Source organism: Burkholderia sp. SIMBA_062, from assembly GCF_046534765.1.
GTDB lineage: Bacteria > Pseudomonadota > Gammaproteobacteria > Burkholderiales > Burkholderiaceae > Burkholderia > Burkholderia ambifaria.
This window is the reverse complement of sequence record NZ_JAWRYD010000013.1, coordinates 80,758-95,056: the sequence shown is the minus strand read 5'-3', so window position 1 is coordinate 95,056 and position 14,299 is coordinate 80,758. Positions and strand designations below refer to the sequence as shown.

General features: G+C 68.7%; 12 protein-coding genes and 2 pseudogenes. 5 read left to right on the top strand and 9 right to left on the bottom strand.

The window, feature by feature from the left end:
* Positions 1-13 precede the first annotated feature (13 nt).
* Both SB786_RS16420 and SB786_RS16415 read right to left on the bottom strand, forming a co-directional pair.
* Entirely contained in the window at positions 14-511 is a 498-nt protein-coding gene (locus SB786_RS16420; RefSeq protein ID WP_410728360.1) for a nuclear transport factor 2 family protein, read from the bottom strand.
* A 73-nt stretch (positions 512-584) separates the two neighbouring features.
* A complete protein-coding gene (locus tag SB786_RS16415) occupies positions 585-1,769 on the bottom strand; it encodes an amidohydrolase family protein (protein WP_410728359.1) in 1,185 nt (394 codons plus the stop codon).
* Between the two features lie 75 nt (positions 1,770-1,844).
* Between SB786_RS16415 and SB786_RS16410 the strand changes: the two genes are divergently transcribed.
* From SB786_RS16410 to SB786_RS16400, 3 genes are all read left to right on the top strand, one after another.
* Positions 1,845-2,510 carry a hypothetical protein gene (locus tag SB786_RS16410; RefSeq protein WP_410728358.1) on the top strand — a complete coding sequence of 222 codons (666 nt, stop codon included), beginning with the start codon at positions 1,845-1,847 and terminating at the stop codon, positions 2,508-2,510.
* Positions 2,507-3,133: a glycine zipper 2TM domain-containing protein gene (locus tag SB786_RS16405; protein WP_410728357.1), complete on the top strand. Its 627-nt coding sequence runs from the start codon at positions 2,507-2,509 to the stop codon at positions 3,131-3,133. Before SB786_RS16410 ends, SB786_RS16405 begins: the two co-directional genes overlap by 4 nt.
* 283 nt (positions 3,134-3,416) lie before the next feature.
* A complete protein-coding gene (locus tag SB786_RS16400) occupies positions 3,417-3,923 on the top strand; it encodes a GNAT family N-acetyltransferase (protein WP_410728356.1) in 507 nt (168 codons plus the stop codon).
* A 52-nt stretch (positions 3,924-3,975) separates the two neighbouring features.
* Here the strand turns inward: SB786_RS16400 and SB786_RS16395 are convergent, their stop codons facing one another.
* Together SB786_RS16395 and SB786_RS16390 are read right to left on the bottom strand one after the other, a co-directional pair.
* The gene (locus SB786_RS16395) at positions 3,976-5,970 is read right to left on the bottom strand and encodes a glycoside hydrolase family 28 protein (protein ID WP_410728355.1); all 1,995 of its coding nucleotides are present in this window, start codon (positions 5,968-5,970) and stop codon (positions 3,976-3,978) included.
* Between the two features lie 264 nt (positions 5,971-6,234).
* Entirely contained in the window at positions 6,235-6,816 is a 582-nt protein-coding gene (locus tag SB786_RS16390; protein ID WP_410728354.1) for a hypothetical protein, read from the bottom strand.
* Between the two features lie 467 nt (positions 6,817-7,283).
* On the opposite strand from SB786_RS16390, the gene SB786_RS16385 reads away from it, so the two are divergent.
* Positions 7,284-8,642, top strand: a complete 1,359-nt coding sequence (locus SB786_RS16385; RefSeq protein WP_410728353.1) for an aspartate aminotransferase family protein — start codon at positions 7,284-7,286, stop codon at positions 8,640-8,642.
* A 67-nt stretch (positions 8,643-8,709) separates the two neighbouring features.
* Here SB786_RS16385 and SB786_RS16380 read toward each other — a convergent pair.
* Positions 8,710-8,856, bottom strand: a pseudogene (locus SB786_RS16380) (amidohydrolase); the annotation flags it as partial.
* On the opposite strand from SB786_RS16380, the pseudogene SB786_RS16375 reads away from it, so the two are divergent.
* Positions 8,845-9,096: pseudogene (locus tag SB786_RS16375) on the top strand (Lrp/AsnC ligand binding domain-containing protein); the annotation flags it as partial. The pseudogenes SB786_RS16380 and SB786_RS16375 sit on opposite strands and share 12 nt — an antisense overlap.
* A gap of 2 nt (positions 9,097-9,098) precedes the next feature.
* Here the strand turns inward: SB786_RS16375 and SB786_RS16370 are convergent.
* From SB786_RS16370 to mhpT, 4 genes are all read right to left on the bottom strand, one after another.
* On the bottom strand, positions 9,099-9,716 hold the full coding sequence (locus tag SB786_RS16370; protein WP_410728352.1) for a PolC-type DNA polymerase III: 618 nt from the start codon (positions 9,714-9,716) through the stop codon (positions 9,099-9,101).
* 226 nt (positions 9,717-9,942) lie between these two features.
* On the bottom strand, positions 9,943-11,661 hold the full coding sequence (locus SB786_RS16365) for a tannase/feruloyl esterase family alpha/beta hydrolase (RefSeq protein WP_410728351.1): 1,719 nt from the start codon (positions 11,659-11,661) through the stop codon (positions 9,943-9,945).
* A 28-nt stretch (positions 11,662-11,689) separates the two neighbouring features.
* Positions 11,690-12,838 carry a porin gene (locus SB786_RS16360; RefSeq protein ID WP_410728350.1) on the bottom strand — a complete coding sequence of 383 codons (1,149 nt, stop codon included), beginning with the start codon at positions 12,836-12,838 and terminating at the stop codon, positions 11,690-11,692.
* Between the two features lie 64 nt (positions 12,839-12,902).
* Entirely contained in the window at positions 12,903-14,108 is a 1,206-nt protein-coding gene (mhpT, locus tag SB786_RS16355; protein ID WP_410728349.1) for a 3-(3-hydroxy-phenyl)propionate transporter MhpT, read from the bottom strand.
* Positions 14,109-14,299: the final 191 nt, after the last annotated feature.

Below are 14,299 nucleotides of genomic sequence, written 5' to 3'. Positions count from 1 at the left end.
AAGTCCGCGCCCGTCAGAACATCGTGTTCCCGTTGGCCGCATGCTCGGGCACCGGCTGGTTCACGTCCCAGTGCTCGACGATCTTGCCGTGCTCGAGCCGGAAGATGTCCATGATCGCGCTGCCGCGCGTGCCGGGCTCGCGCACCGCATGCACATGCAGGATCACGTAGTCGCCGTCGACAAATGAGCGCTTGATCTCGCTGTGCGACTGCGGAAATTTGTCGCGCAGGAACGCGACGAACTTGCGGAAACCGTCACGCCCGTCGGCCGCGTTCGGGTTGTGCTGCACGTACTGGTCGCCGACATACGCGAGCGCGGCATCGGCATCCTTCTCGTTCAGCCCTTTCTCGTAGAACGCCAGCACCGTGCGGCGATTCGCTTCCTGCTGCGCTTGATCCGGTGCTGCCGCCGCCGCGTGCGCGGCCGTCACCGCGAGCATCGCCGCGGCCATCCATCGTGTCCACCGCGTCCATCGCGCGGCCCGTGCCGCCATCGTGCGTGTGCGTCGCATCGTCGTCTCCCGCAGGGTCAGGCTGAAAGAGCCCGATCATACCCGGCGCGATGCGGCACCGGCGTCAGCCGCCTCAGACGAGCGCGCCGTTGCGCGCGACGATCCGCCCCGACGACACGACGAGCCGACGCGTCGGCCGCGCGACGACGGCCTCGGCAAATGTCAGCGCATCGACGAGCACGACGTCCGCACGCTTGCCGGCCTCCAGCCCGTAATCGGCGAAGCCGCAACCGCGCGCCGCGCCGTGCGTTACGCAATCGAGCGCGACTTCGAGCGCGTCGTCGCGGCGGAAGTCGTTGCGCATGCCGATCAGCATCGCGCGTTCCAGCATGTCGGGCGAACCGTACGGCGTCCACGTATCGCGCACGCCGTCGTTGCCGCCGATGACGGTCACGCCGGCCGCGCGGCACACGACCACCGACGGCACCGGCACCGCCGCCGGCGCGGTCGTGACGATCGCGACGCCGAGTTCGGCCATCCGCGCGAGCAGCGCGTCGCGCTCGCGTTCGGCAACGTCGCCGAGGCAGAAGCCGTGGCTGATCGTGACCTTGCCCTGCATGCCGAGCGCGGCCGTGCGCTGCAGGATCAGGTCGAGCGAGTACGCGCCCATCGAGCCGCGTTCGTGCAGGTGCAGATCGAGCCCGCGGCCGTGGCGCTCGGCGATGCCGAACAGCACGTCCACCGCTTCGACCGGATCGCCTTCGATCGCGCACGGGTCGAGCCCGCCGAGCAGATCGGCGCCCGCGCCGAGCGCGTCGGACAGCAGCGCGGCGGTGCCGGGCCGCTTGAGCACGCCCGACTGCGGAAACGCGACGATCTGGATGTCCACCTGGCCCCGCAGCGTCTCGCGCGTCGCGAGTACGCCGTGCAGATGCCGCAGCCCGGCCTCGGTGTCGACGTCGACGTGCGTGCGGATGCGCGTCGTACCGGCCGCGAGGAACGCGCGCGACAGCGCGAGCGACGCGGCGCGCGCATCGTGGCCGCTCGTCGCGCGGTAGTTGCGCTCGTTCTCGATGCGGTCGACGAGGCGCGGCCCCACCGCGTTGCGATACCACGGCATGCCCCAGTGGGTCTTGTCGAGATGCGTGTGGCCTTCGACGAGGCCGGGCAGCGCGAGCGCGAGCGCGCCGTCCTCGATCGCGCAGCCCGCGGGCGCGTCGAGCGACGGGCCGATGCGCGCGATGCGCTCGCCTTCGATCAGGATGTCGAGTGCTTCGTCGGCGTGCGTGCGGACGTTGCGGATCAGCAGGTTCGTCATGTCGGTTCCGGTGAGGTCGGTCAGTGCGGGACCGTCACGATGCACGCACCATGACGGCGGTCAGGTTGATATCGCGTGAAACGCAGCGTCGGCGCGGCGTCGGCGCGGACAGGGGAAGGAGCCGCGGCCGGCGCGGCGCGACCGTTGGCAGGGCATGCGGTCACGATATCGGACGGGGCGGCCCGCGACCAATTAAATGTCGCGATGCCGCGCATTCGATTTCGCGATGCGCGGCACGCATGCCCGCCGGGCCGCGCGCAACGATGGGGCGGGATCGCGGCGGAAGCGGCGGAAGCGGCGGAAGCGGCGGAAGCGGCGGAAGCGGCGGAAGCAGTGGAAGCGCCGGAAGCAGTGGAAGCAGTGGAAGCGGTGGGAGCGGTGGGAGCGGCGGAAACGGCGGAAGCAGCGGAAGCAGCGGAAGCAGCGGAAGCAGCGGAAGCGGCAGAAACGGTGAAAGCGTTGGAAGCGTGGAAGCGGCGGAAACGGCGAAACGGCGAAACGGCCCACGGTCGCGCAGCGCGCCACATCACAGGAATGCGGGCGCCCGGAGCGCGCGTCGCGCCGTGCCGCCCGCTCGCTGCAACGCCCCATCGTCCCGGCGAGTTGCTCGGCAACAGACTTTACACGTTGTTACCCGGCCGCCCCGGACGCGCATCCGCCCTTTCCTTATACTCACGCCGTGTTCGCCACCCGTCCCGGAATCTGTCGGCGAACACGTTGCCGATGCAGGAACCATCATGATGCGCATGCCTTCCACGAAGACCGTTCTGTTCGCCTCGCTCGTCGCCGTGGCGGCGCTTCCGCTCACCGCTTGCGTCGCACCCGGCTACTACGGTGCGCAACCCGGCTATCCGCAGCAGCAATACGCGACGCCCGGCTACGCGCAGCCCGCATATTCGCAACCCGGCTACGTGCAGCCGCAGCAGCCGGCCTATCCGAATCAAGCGCCGCAGTACGACCAATACGGCAACCCGCAGCCTTACGGCGGCCAGTACGGCAACGGCTACGGCGGGCAGTACGGCACACAATACGGCACGGTCGCGAACATCCAGCCGGTCAACGGCTCGGTCGGCACGTCGGGCGTGGCCGGCACCGTCGTCGGTGCGCTGGTCGGCGGCGTGCTGGGCAACCAGTTCGGCCGCGGCCACGGCCGCGAGGCGGCCACCGTGATCGGCGCGCTCGGCGGCGCCGTGGCCGGCAACCAGATCGGCCAGCAGATGGGCGCGGCCCAACCGCCGAGCAGCTACCGGATCGACGTGCAGGTCAGCGACGGTTCGACGCGCTCGTTCGACGTGCAGTCGCCGGGCGACCTGCGCCCGGGCGATCGCGTGCAGATCAACGGCAATCAGCTGTCGCGTTATTGATCCGCGTCGCATGCGTGTGACCTGATCGGGCGCATCGCGCGGATTACGCAGATTGCGCGCACTCGACGCCGCGCGCCGCCGCGGCGCGACGGCGGGCGCGCTTCACTTCATTCCCTTCCTTCTGCCTGCGCGGCACGCTTGCCGCGCAGGCACGTCACCGTCAGCTTCCGCACATCGCCGATACTCGCGCGAGCCACCCGTTTGCGCTTAGCATTGTCGATGCCCTGCCGCGCATCGCGCAGCAGATTCCGACATCCCGGCACCCCAACAAGAACTGCATTCCATGATCACGATCCGCCTGCTCGACGCCGCCGATGCGGCGCAGTTCCAGTCCGTGCGCCTGCGCGCAATCGACACGTCGCCGACCTCGTTCCTGCCGACCCGCGACGAAGAAGCCGGCATCACGGTCGACGAATTCGCGACGCGCATCACGCCGAGCGGCGTGCAGGCCGTGTTCGGCGCGTTCGACGGCGCGACGCTCGTCGGCATCACCGGCGTGCGCCGCGATCCACGGGCGAAGGTCGCGCACAAGGCGCTGATCTGGGGCGTGTTCGTCGATCCTGCGTATCGCGGGCGCGGCATCGCGCAATCGCTGCTCGACAGCGCGACCGCGCATGCGGCGCAAGCGTGGCAATGCAGCCAACTGATGCTGTGCGTCAACGAGATCAACGGCGCCGCCGAACGCCTGTACGCGTCGCAAGGGTTCGTCCGGTTCGGCACGGAACCGCGCGCGCTGCTCGTCGACGGCCGCTTCTACGACGAGCACCACATGGTCAAGACGCTGGCGTAACGCGTCCGCATGCATCGACCGGCCGCACGCGAACGCATGCTCGTGCGTTACCTCACCGCGTGTCGGTGACCGTCATGTTGACGGCCTGCCCGGCGATCGCCACGTTCGTCAGCGTCATCGCGCTCACGTTGAACGCGTAGATCGGCCCCGGCGACGTGACGGTCGGCGTGCCCGACGCGACCGGCGTGCCGAAGTCGCAGTTGCTGATCGTCACGCCGGAGATCGGCTGCACGGCAGGCGTGGGCGGCGTGCCGTTGTAGTCGAACGCGACCGGCCCCTGCGCGACGATCGCCTGGAAGCACGACGCGGTCACGCCGTTCAGCGTCACGTTGCTCGCCTTCACGTCGGAGATCGTCACGTTCCGCACGACCGGCGGCCGCGTGCGCACGGCGTCGTTCGCGGGCTGGTAGTCGCAGTCGAACGTGACGATGCCACCCTGCGCGGCCGACGGATTGCCGGCTGCCGGCGTCGCCACGCCGAGCGGCACGCTCGCGTTGACCGGGCTGCCCGCGAGCAGCGCGCTGCCGTAGCCGCCGCCCTTCAGCGTCACGCCGTTCGGCAGCGTGACGCCCTTCACGTGGAAGTCCTTCACGTAGCCGCCCCGGTTCATGTTCGTCTTCACGCGAATCGCGATGTTCAGCGGGTTGGTCTGCCAGTTCGCGTTCAGCATCGACAGGTTGGTCGCGTAGATCTGCTCGACGCCGCCGCCCATCTCGCTGCCGAGCGTGATGCCGCCGTGCCCGCTGTTCATCGTGCAGTCGCGGATCAGGTGCCGCTTCGCGGGGCCGTATTCCGTGTCGCGGTCCTTGCCCGACTTGATCGCGATGCAGTCGTCGCCGGTGTTGAACGTGCAGCCTTCGCACAGCACGTCGGTGCACGCATCCGGATCGAAGCCGTCGTTGTTCGGGCCGATGCTGTTCGTCGTCACGGCGCGCATCACGACGTTGCGGCTCGCGGTCGGATGGTGCTGCCAGAACGGCGTGTTCTGCGTCTGGTAGTGCTCCATCAGCACGTTGGTGCAGCCGATGAATTCGACCATGCACGGCCGCAGGTAGTGGCCGAGGCCGAATATGCGCTTCTCGACCGGCACGCCGGCCTCGGACAGCGCGGGCAGGTAGTTCTGATCCTGCTGCCACGGCGTGACGGGCGACGTAAGCAGCGCATAGAGCGTGTCGGGGATCGCGGGCGCGACGATCCGCAAGTCGACGTTGTTCGGATTCGCGGAATTCTGTGCCGGCACCGTCGCGCTAGCACCGTATGCACCCGACGAGCCCTTGTAGGTCCACCAGCACACGCTGCTGCTGCCGGCGCCGGAGAACGGCGTCATCGCCTGTCCGTTCAGCACCGACGTCGGCCCTTCGCCGGTCAGCGCGATGTTGGTCGCGTTGCGCGCATAGACCGGGGCGCCGTAGTTCAGGCAGTCGTTCGCCTGCCAGCGGCTGTAGTACAGGCGGCCATTCGCGCCGCAGTCGACCGGGCCGTCCTTCGCGTAGTCGGCCGGGGTCGGGCTGAAGTAGATCGTGCAGTTCGCGCTCAGGTGGAAATTCACGTTGCTCTGCAGCACGATCGGCCCCGCGCAGTACCAGTTGCCGGGCGGCACGACCACGCGGCCGCCGCCTTCGCGCACACACGCGTCGATCGCCGCGAGAAACGCCGGACGCGAGTCGAACGCGCCGGGCGCGGTCGTCAGTTCGGAACCGGGGCTGACCGGAGATTTCGCCGCCGGGTACGGCGATGTCTGCGCGACGGTCGCGCACGCGCGTGCGCCGAAGTGCGTGACATCGAAGTCGCGCCTGCGGAACGCGAGGCGCGACACATGCGCGAGCGATGCGGCGATGCGCGCCGCCGCACCGTGCTCGCCCCAGATCAGGTCGACCGCCGCATGGGGCGACGTGCCGGCCGCAAACGCGCGGGTGGCCGCGAGCGGTGCGCCGAGTGCGGCGCCGCCGGCGAACGCGCCGGTCAAGCCGATGAAGTCGCGACGCGATAGCCGCCGCGACGCGGGCGATCGGACAGACGAAGACGAACGGCGACGGTTTGCGGCCATGGGCACTCCTTCAGGGGGTTTGGGGGGATTGATGCGCCGGACAGCGGATTTCCATTCATACGTCGTCGTACTACTTCGCAAAGTCTAGACCCGATGAGTCCCAAGGACGTATCTGTCGTTTACCCTGTTTTTCGGCCTTTCATCGAGAATGTGAGCGCACACTCGCATCTCGAATGAACCGCTCAAGAGATATGTCGTCGTATATTTATGCGCAAAAACTGCAGTAAAATGCCCCGCCCGACGAGAGCAAGCGGGGCGACCGCGCTACTTGCCAGTTGCTGAAACGGTCCCGTCTGCCGGCTCGCGCCCCGCCGACGCGGCCGGTTCGAACACCAGCACCAGATTGCGCGGCTCACGCGCGCCGGCCTGTGCCGCGGTTGCGCGCACCACCGCCGCGGGGGCGCTGACCTGCAAGTCATGCGTTTCATCGAAGCCGTCGAACCCGTCGCGTCCGCGCTTCACCAGCGTGATCGTACGGCCCGCACTGGACACCATGTCCGGATTGCCGGCATTGCCCGTCAGCGCGACCTTTGCGTCGGCGGGACCTTCAGCGCCGTTCAACGAACCCGGCGGCGGCAACAGCACGACATGGATATCGGGACTCGTCGTACGTACGCGGATCGGCAGCGTCGCGCCGAAATTCTGCTGCGCGCGGTCCATCGCGGTCAGTTCGACCACGTCGTTCCATGCCGAATCATCCGGTTTCGACACGAACAGGCTGTCGCCGATGTTCGCGGTCAGCTTGATCGTCTTGACGACCGCTTGCGGCGACGTCGGTCCTGCATCGGCGATACCGGTCAGTGCACCGCACGCGGCAAGCGCGGCGAGTTGTAGGTGGATCTTCATCGTGTCGCTCCGCCTTCTGGATGGTTGAAACCCGATGGCCGAAACAACCGGCCCGTTTCGCGCGCCCGATTCCGCCATTGCGTGAAAAATCGGCTAGCCACTTATCCCGAAATTAACCCGCGATGCCCCGGTGAATTCGGTGCGCGCAGCCGCATGCGCGTGCGGTCGGATTGTCCGCATGCGATCGCGACAGCGCGCCGGATGCGCCGCACATTCAGCATCGACGGCACCCCACGCACGGCTCGCGCCGCGGCATACCATCACGATAGATCGCGAAAAGCCGCACCAGAATCGATGAATACCTGCACGCTTTACCGGCTTTCCATTTACCTGTGCAATCTCGAAATCAACCGGAAAAGCGCCCGGCATGCCGGTTTCGCGCGCGTCGGTCTCGATGATTCCGCCTCTGGTCAGCCCCCTGCCGCCCGCGCTATCGTTTCTCCACCCTCACAGCCCAGGAGCCGCCTTTGCGTTCCCGACACGGAGTCGACCTCATCCGCGCCCGCGCATTGTTCGATCGCGAGCGCCGTGCATTCACCGAAGCCATGCCGACCTCCCGCGCGTTGTCCGCGGAAGCCGCCGAGCATTTGCTGTTCGGCGTGCCGTTACACTGGATGCAGGACTGGTCGACCCCGTTCTCGCTCGTCGTGAAGGAAGCGCGCGGTGCGACCGTCACCGACGTCGACGGTCATCGCTACGCGGACTTCTGCCTCGGCGACACCGGCGCGATGTTCGGCCATGCGCCCGAGCCGGTCGCCCGCGCGCTCGCCGACCAGGCGACCCGCGGCTACACGACGATGCTGCCGAGCGAGGACGCCGCATGGGTGTCGCGCGAACTCGCGCGCCGCTTCCGGCTGCCGGTCTGGCAGTTCGCGCTGAGCGCGAGCGACGCAAACCGCTTCGTGCTGCGCTGGGCGCGCGCGGCCACCGGCCGCAACACGATCGTCGTGTTCAACGGCTGCTATCACGGGACCGTCGACGACGTGTTCGTCGATCTCGTCAACGGCCGCCCCACGCAGCGCGACAGCCTGCTCGGGCAGTCCTACGACCTGCTCGCGAACACGCGCGTCGTCGAGTTCAACGATCTCGACGCGCTCGAAGCGGCGCTGAAGGTGGGCGACGTCGCATGCGTGCTCGCCGAGCCCGCGATGACGAACATCGGGATGGTGTTGCCGGAGCCGGGCTTCTGGGAGGCCGCGCGCGCGCTGACGCGCCGCTACGGCACGCTGCTCGTGATCGACGAAACGCACACGATCAGCAGCGGCCCGGGCGGCTACGCGGCCGCGCACGGCCTCGACGCGGACGCGCTGGTGGTCGGCAAGCCGATCGCCGGCGGCGTGCCGTGCGCGGTGTACGGTTTCAGCGCCGAATTCGCGGAACGCGCGAAAAAGGCGAAGCTGAACGCGCCGCCCGGCCATTCCGGGATCGGTACGACGCTCACCGCGAACATGCTCGCGATGCGAGCGATGCGCGCGACGCTCGCCGAAGTCGCGACCGACGCCGCGTATGCGCACATGTTCGAACGGGCCGCGCGACTCGCCACCGGGCTCGAACAGGCGATCGCGACACACGGTCTGCCGTGGTGCGTGACGCGCATCGGCGCGCGCACCGAGTTCCAGTTCACGTCCACGCCGCCGCGCAACGGCACGATCGCGGGCGAACAGCTCGACAGCGAGCTCGAGCACATCGTGCACCTGTACCTGCTGAATCGCGGCGTGCTGATCACGCCGTTCCACAACATGATGCTCGTGTGTCCGCAGACGACGGCCGACGACGTCGACACGCTCGTCGCGCAGTTCGACGCGTGTCTGGGCGAGCTGGAGTGATGTAACGAGAGGCTCGCCGGCATGCCGTCATCCGTGCGATCCGCGTAGCCGCCTGCCGGCAGGTGCGCTACGCGGCCTGCAACGCGCGCCGCGCCACTTCCGCGAAATAGCGCGCGCCGACCGACAGGATCTCGTCGTTGAAATCGTACGTCGCGTTGTGCAGCGGCACGCCGCCGTGCCCGGCCGCTACGCCGTTGCCGATGAACACGAAGTTGGCGACCTGCTCGACGCGATGAAGCGGACCTTCGAGCGCTGCCCGCAGATCCAGCAGTGCTACTACGTGACCGGGGAGTGGGATTTCGTGCTGATCCTGGCCGTGCGCAACATGGATCAGTACAACGCGCTCACGCGCGAGCTGTTCTTCGCGAACAACAACGTGAAGCGGTTCAAGACGCTGGTGAGCATGAGCCGGGTAAAGGTCGGGCTCGAGGTGCCGGTGGATGTCGACGCGTGACGTCAGCGCCCGTCGGCGGCCAATGACCCGAAAAACGTCGCGACCTTCGCCTTGCTCGTCGTCTGCAAGCGCGACATGAGCCCGTGATCGATGTGTCGCACGCCGTAAGTCGCGCCGATGTCGCGCTGCAACCGGCACCACAGATGGCTCGCGATCTCCGCGTCGACCATCGCCCGGTGAGCGCGGCCCGTCTGCGGCAGGCGCAGCATGTCCGCCAGGCTCGACAGCCGGTGACTCCGCGCGTGCGGGTAGACGCGCCGCGCGACGAGCATCGTGCACGCAAACGCATGCTCGGCCGCCATGCCGAGCATCCCGAGCTCGGCCTGCCAGAACCGCTTGTCGAAGCCGGCGTTGTGCGCGACGACCGGATGGTTTCCGACGAACGCGGCGGCTTCCTTCATGACCTGCGACACCGGCGGCGCCGACGCAATCATCTCGTTGGTGATCCCGGTGAGCGCGACGACGTCGGACGGAATGCGGCGTCCCGCGTTCATCAGGCTCTGGTAACGGTCGACGATCTCGCCGTCGCGCAGAAGGATCACGGCGATCTCGGTCGCCCTGTCGCCCAGGTTCGGAGAAAGCCCGGTTGTTTCGAAGTCCAGTACCGCTACGGTTTGCATGGTTGAATCGGTGGAAAGATACCTGGCGAGGAACGTCGGTCAGCACGCGTCGCGCCGACAGGAAAGCGCCATAGTATCCCGGGCGCGGCCTCCGGCGGCAAACGCGCTCGTCACGCGCGGCTCACCGCCGTTTTCCTGCGCACCGGCGCGCCCGCCATTGCCGCTGCGGAACCACGGCGGATGGTCCGATCCATGCACCCATCGGCACATCCGCACACCCGCACCGTCAGCGACAACTGAAGTTCGCCGCCGAATTCACGTCGCCCGAACCGTTGTAGCGCGCGACCTGCGGATACGGGCACAGCGGACGCGTGCGGCCGGCCCCCCACGCGCTCGGCACGTCCGCATTCGGCACCGCGTTCGTCGCGTCGCGCGCGGCGGCAACGATCGCGGCGGGCGCCTGCCCCTGCTCGACCCACGCCACGAGCGGCGTCAGCATGTCGAACTGGTCGGCCGCCGGCCCGCCTGCGCAGTGGTTCATCCCCGGCACCGGATAGAAGCGCGCGAAGCTCGACGCATCGCCGCCATTCGCCTGTGCGACCTGCGCATACCAGTCGCGCGTATCGTTGAACGAGAACACCGGATCTCCGGTGCCGTGATAGACGAGCAGCTTCGCGCCACGCGACTTCAGCGCGGACAGGTTGGTCTCGTCGGGCGGCGTCATGAACGACCACGACGATTGCGTGTACACGCCGTTCGTCGCGAAGATCGCCGGCGCGTCGTGGTCCATGTCGAAGCCGAGCGCGAAGCCCGCGAGGTTCGCGAGCGTCGCGGCGGTTTTCGGCGGGGTCATGAACGTGAACGCCATCGCGGCCGGGTCGAGCGTGATCGAATTCGACTGCTTCCAGCCGGCCCAGCCGGCGGCAGCCACACCCGGATCGTATGGAAAGCTCGCGTAGAGCGCCGTGCCGGCGCTGTTGCGCGCCCCCGCGAACACGTTCTCGAGCGCACTCTTCTGCGCGGTCGTCAGGCAGGCGCCGGTGCGCGTGTCGTTCGCGCAGGCCGGGATGTCCGTCTCGACGCTGAAGTGCGCCTGACAGGCGGCGACGTCCTGCACCATGCCGTCCGTCGCGCCGTCGAGCGCATCGCACTTGTCGAGGATCTTCGCGCCGACGAACTGGCGCTCCGCGTCGTTAAAGCCGCTGCGGATGTCCAGCAGCTCGTTCGAGCCGGTCGCCGATGCGATCTTCGCGAACTGCTGCGCACCGTACATCTCGCCGATCGCCGCCTTCGGCAGGTGAAAGCCCGGGTCGCCGGCGATGATCCCGTCGTAGTCGCCCGGGTTGCGCACGGCCGTGACCATCGCGTGACGGCCGCCGTTCGAGCAGCCGCCGAAATAGCTGCGGTCGGGCGTCTTGCCGTACGCGAGCCGGATCACCTGCTTGGCCATCGGCGTGAGCGCATCGACGGCGCCGTAGCCGTAGTCGAGCCGCGCCTGCGGATCGAGGCCGAACAGCGGGTTCTGCGCGGCGCTGTGCCCGGAATCCGAGCTGATCACCGCGAAACCCTGGTTCAGCGCGTTGGTCAGCGGGCCGCCGCCGATTGCGCCGGTCGCGGTCACGACGATGCCGTCGAGCCCACCGTTCGCCTGGTAGAAGAAGCGGCCGTTCCATGCCTTCGGCAAACGCATCTCGAAGCCGATCGCATAGGTGTTGCCGTCCACCGCGCTCACGCGCTCGTTCATCTTCCCTGCGATCACGCAGTGCTCGGCGATGGGCTTGCCGGCCACCGTCAGCGCGCCGGCAGCCGCGGTCGTCACCGACGTGAACGACGTGTTCGCATACGCGAGCTTCGCGGCGAGCGCGTCGCAGGTCTGCGTCATCGCGGCCGGCGTCGCGGCGCTCAGATGCGTCGGCGCGGAACTGACCGAATCGTCGCCGCCGCAACCGGCGAGCATGGCCGCCGACAGCGGCGCGATACAGAGGAATGCAGATTTTCGATTCACGATATCTCCCGTTCGTCAGGCTGCCGAATCAGAACATGTGCCGCACGCCGACCATCGCGCCGAGCTGACCCATCCCCTGGCCGGGCGTCGTGCCGGCACCGCCGCCGCTCACTGCGTAGCGCGCATGCGCGCTGTTCCACAGATACGACGATTGCGCGTAGACGGCAGTGCGCTTGGTCAGCAGATAGGTCGCGCGCAGCGTGGCCATCGTCGCGCGCGTGTCGTGCGCGCTGTTGACGATCCGGTAGCCTTCGCCGTCGACGATGAAGTCGGGCTTGATCGCATACGACGCGCCGAGAAAGAACAGGTCCGAATGCGCGCCGGCCGCGGCCGGCGAGCCGGTCGACACGCGCCGCCCGATCCAGCCCGCGCCGATGCGCGCGCCCGCCGCCTGCGCATATGCGCTCACGTGGGTGCGCGCGTCCTTGCCGCCGCTGCTGGTGAAGGCGACCGGCGCGACGCCGTCGAAGAAGTTCGCGGCGGCGCCCGTGCCGCCGCGCTGCTCCTCGTACGACGCCGCCGCGCCGAAATACGCGCTGTCGTACTTGAGCATCACCGACCAGTTGCGGCATTGCACCGCGTCGCCCGGCACCTGCCCCGCGCACGTGCCCTGCCCCGGCGAGTTGCCGGTGCCCGCGCCGTCGCGGCCGAACGAATACGCGGCGCCGAGCGTCACGCCGCGATACGTGCCGACGTAGGTCACCGCGTTGTCGGCGCGGCCGTTCGGCACGTATGCGTCGAACGAGCCGAGCCCGTAGATGTCGGGGCCAATGATGTCCGCGCCCTGCAGCGCGAGATAGGTCATCGTGTACTGGCGGCCGAACGCGAGCGTGCCGAAGCCGCTCTTCAGCCCGACGAACGCCTGCCGCCCGAACAGCCGCCCGCCCTGCCCGAGATCGCCGCCGCGCACGTTGAAACCGCTTTCGAGCGTGAACACCGCCTGGTAGCCGCCGCCGAGATCCTCGGTGCCGCGCAGCCCCCAGCGTGACGGCAGTTCGCCCGTCACGCCTGGCATGCGCACCACGTGATCGCCGGCCGCGTTCGCGTGCGACACGTACTCGACGCCCGTGTCGATGATTCCGTACAGCGTCACGCTCGACTGCGCGTGCGCGCCCGGCGCGGCGAGCGCACAGCAGGCGCCGGCGGCCAGCAGGCCGTTCCTGGTTTTCGTCTTCATTGCGTTGTGTCTCCAGACCTTGAGTAGGCGCGCTCTGACGGCGCGCATCGAAAAACCGTGACAGTCAGTCGCCGGCTTGCGGGCGGCGAATCAGCACCAGCGCGGCGACGGCCGCGACGAGCGTGACGGGGATGCTCGCGCCGATCACGACCGGCGCGCTGCGGCCGGCGGCCAGCAGCGTCGCGGCCGCGAGCGGCCCGACGACGGAACCGAGCCGCCCCACCGCCACCGCCGCGCCCACGCCCGTGCCGCGCATCGCGGTCGGGTAATAGATCGCCGCGAGCGCATACAGCACCGATTGCCCGCCGACCACGAACATCCCGGCGGCAAACGCGGCCGCCGCGAGCGACGCGAAGCCGGGCGCGGCCGCGAGCGCGGCAAGCGACAGCACGATCCCGACATACATGCCGCCGACCACGCGCGACGCGCGCATCCGGTCGAGCGCCGCGCCGATGCCGAGCGCGCCGAGCCCCGCGCCGACGTTGAACGCGATCTGCACGAGGCCGACATGCGCGCGATCGAGCCCGCGCGCGGCCATCAGCGACGGCAGCCAGTTCAGCAGGAAGTAGAGGACGATCAGCGTGCAGAAGTAGCTGATCCACAGCGCGAACGTCGACGTCGTGCGACCGTCGCCGAACAGCGTGTGCGCGACGCTGGTGCGCGCGGCCGGCGTGCCGGCGACGTCGAGATACGCGCGCGATTCCGGCAGGCACCACGCGAGCAGCGGCACGAGCAGCAGCGGCCCCGCACCGCCGACGTAGAAGATGTGCCGCCATTCGGTGTCGCCAGCGAGCAGCACGCCGATCAGCGACGCGATCACGCCGCCGAACGGAATGCCGCAGTACATCGTCGCCACCGCGCTGCTGCGCGAGCGCGGCTCGACCGCTTCGGACGACAGCGCGATCAGGTTCGGCATCGCGCCGCCGAGGCCGATGCCGGTCAGCACGCGCACGACGACGAGCATCCAGAAGCTCGACACCTGCGCGGTCGCGATCGACAGCAGCCCGAACAGCACGGCCGACGCGATCAGCACGCGCTTGCGGCCGATCCGGTCGGCGAGCCGCCCGCCCAGCATCGCGCCCGGCAGCAGCCCGAAGGTGCCCGCGCTGAACGCGATGCCCATCTGCGACACGGTCAGCCCGAATTCGTGCGCCATGCGCGGCGCGGCGACACCGACCGACTGCAGGTCGAGCCCTTCGAGGAGTGCGACCGCGAAACACAGCGCGAGCGTGGTCGCGACCGTGGATTTTTCGGCAACGTAGGTGTTCATCATGTCTCCAATCCCATGTCTTGTAGTCGGTCGGCCCTGCAACGGCCGCCGCGCGCCGCCGCCGGCCAGTGGCGGATCGGCGCGCGAGGTGTCGTCCGAACGGCCGCCTTTATCAGGCCGCCTGATTCGCTGGCCGCAAGAATGCCTGCCGGTGTCGTGACCGGCCGGTCGTTATGCCTGCTTGGTCCTGC

What these genes read in the sequence shown, in the direction of transcription:
- SB786_RS16420 (WP_410728360.1), bottom strand. Translation starts at nt 511, where the DNA reads ATGCGACGCACACGCACGATGGCGGCACGGGCCGCGCGATGGACGCGG.
- SB786_RS16415 (WP_410728359.1), bottom strand. Translation starts at nt 1,769, where the DNA reads ATGACGAACCTGCTGATCCGCAACGTCCGCACGCACGCCGACGAAGCA.
- SB786_RS16360 (WP_410728350.1), bottom strand. Translation starts at nt 12,838, where the DNA reads ATGAAGACGAAAACCAGGAACGGCCTGCTGGCCGCCGGCGCCTGCTGT.
- SB786_RS16400 (WP_410728356.1), top strand. Translation starts at nt 3,417, where the DNA reads ATGATCACGATCCGCCTGCTCGACGCCGCCGATGCGGCGCAGTTCCAG.
- SB786_RS16370 (WP_410728352.1), bottom strand. Translation starts at nt 9,716, where the DNA reads ATGCAAACCGTAGCGGTACTGGACTTCGAAACAACCGGGCTTTCTCCG.
- mhpT (WP_410728349.1), bottom strand. Translation starts at nt 14,108, where the DNA reads ATGAACACCTACGTTGCCGAAAAATCCACGGTCGCGACCACGCTCGCG.
- SB786_RS16390 (WP_410728354.1), bottom strand. Translation starts at nt 6,816, where the DNA reads ATGAAGATCCACCTACAACTCGCCGCGCTTGCCGCGTGCGGTGCACTG.
- SB786_RS16395 (WP_410728355.1), bottom strand. Translation starts at nt 5,970, where the DNA reads ATGGCCGCAAACCGTCGCCGTTCGTCTTCGTCTGTCCGATCGCCCGCG.
- SB786_RS16405 (WP_410728357.1), top strand. Translation starts at nt 2,507, where the DNA reads ATGATGCGCATGCCTTCCACGAAGACCGTTCTGTTCGCCTCGCTCGTC.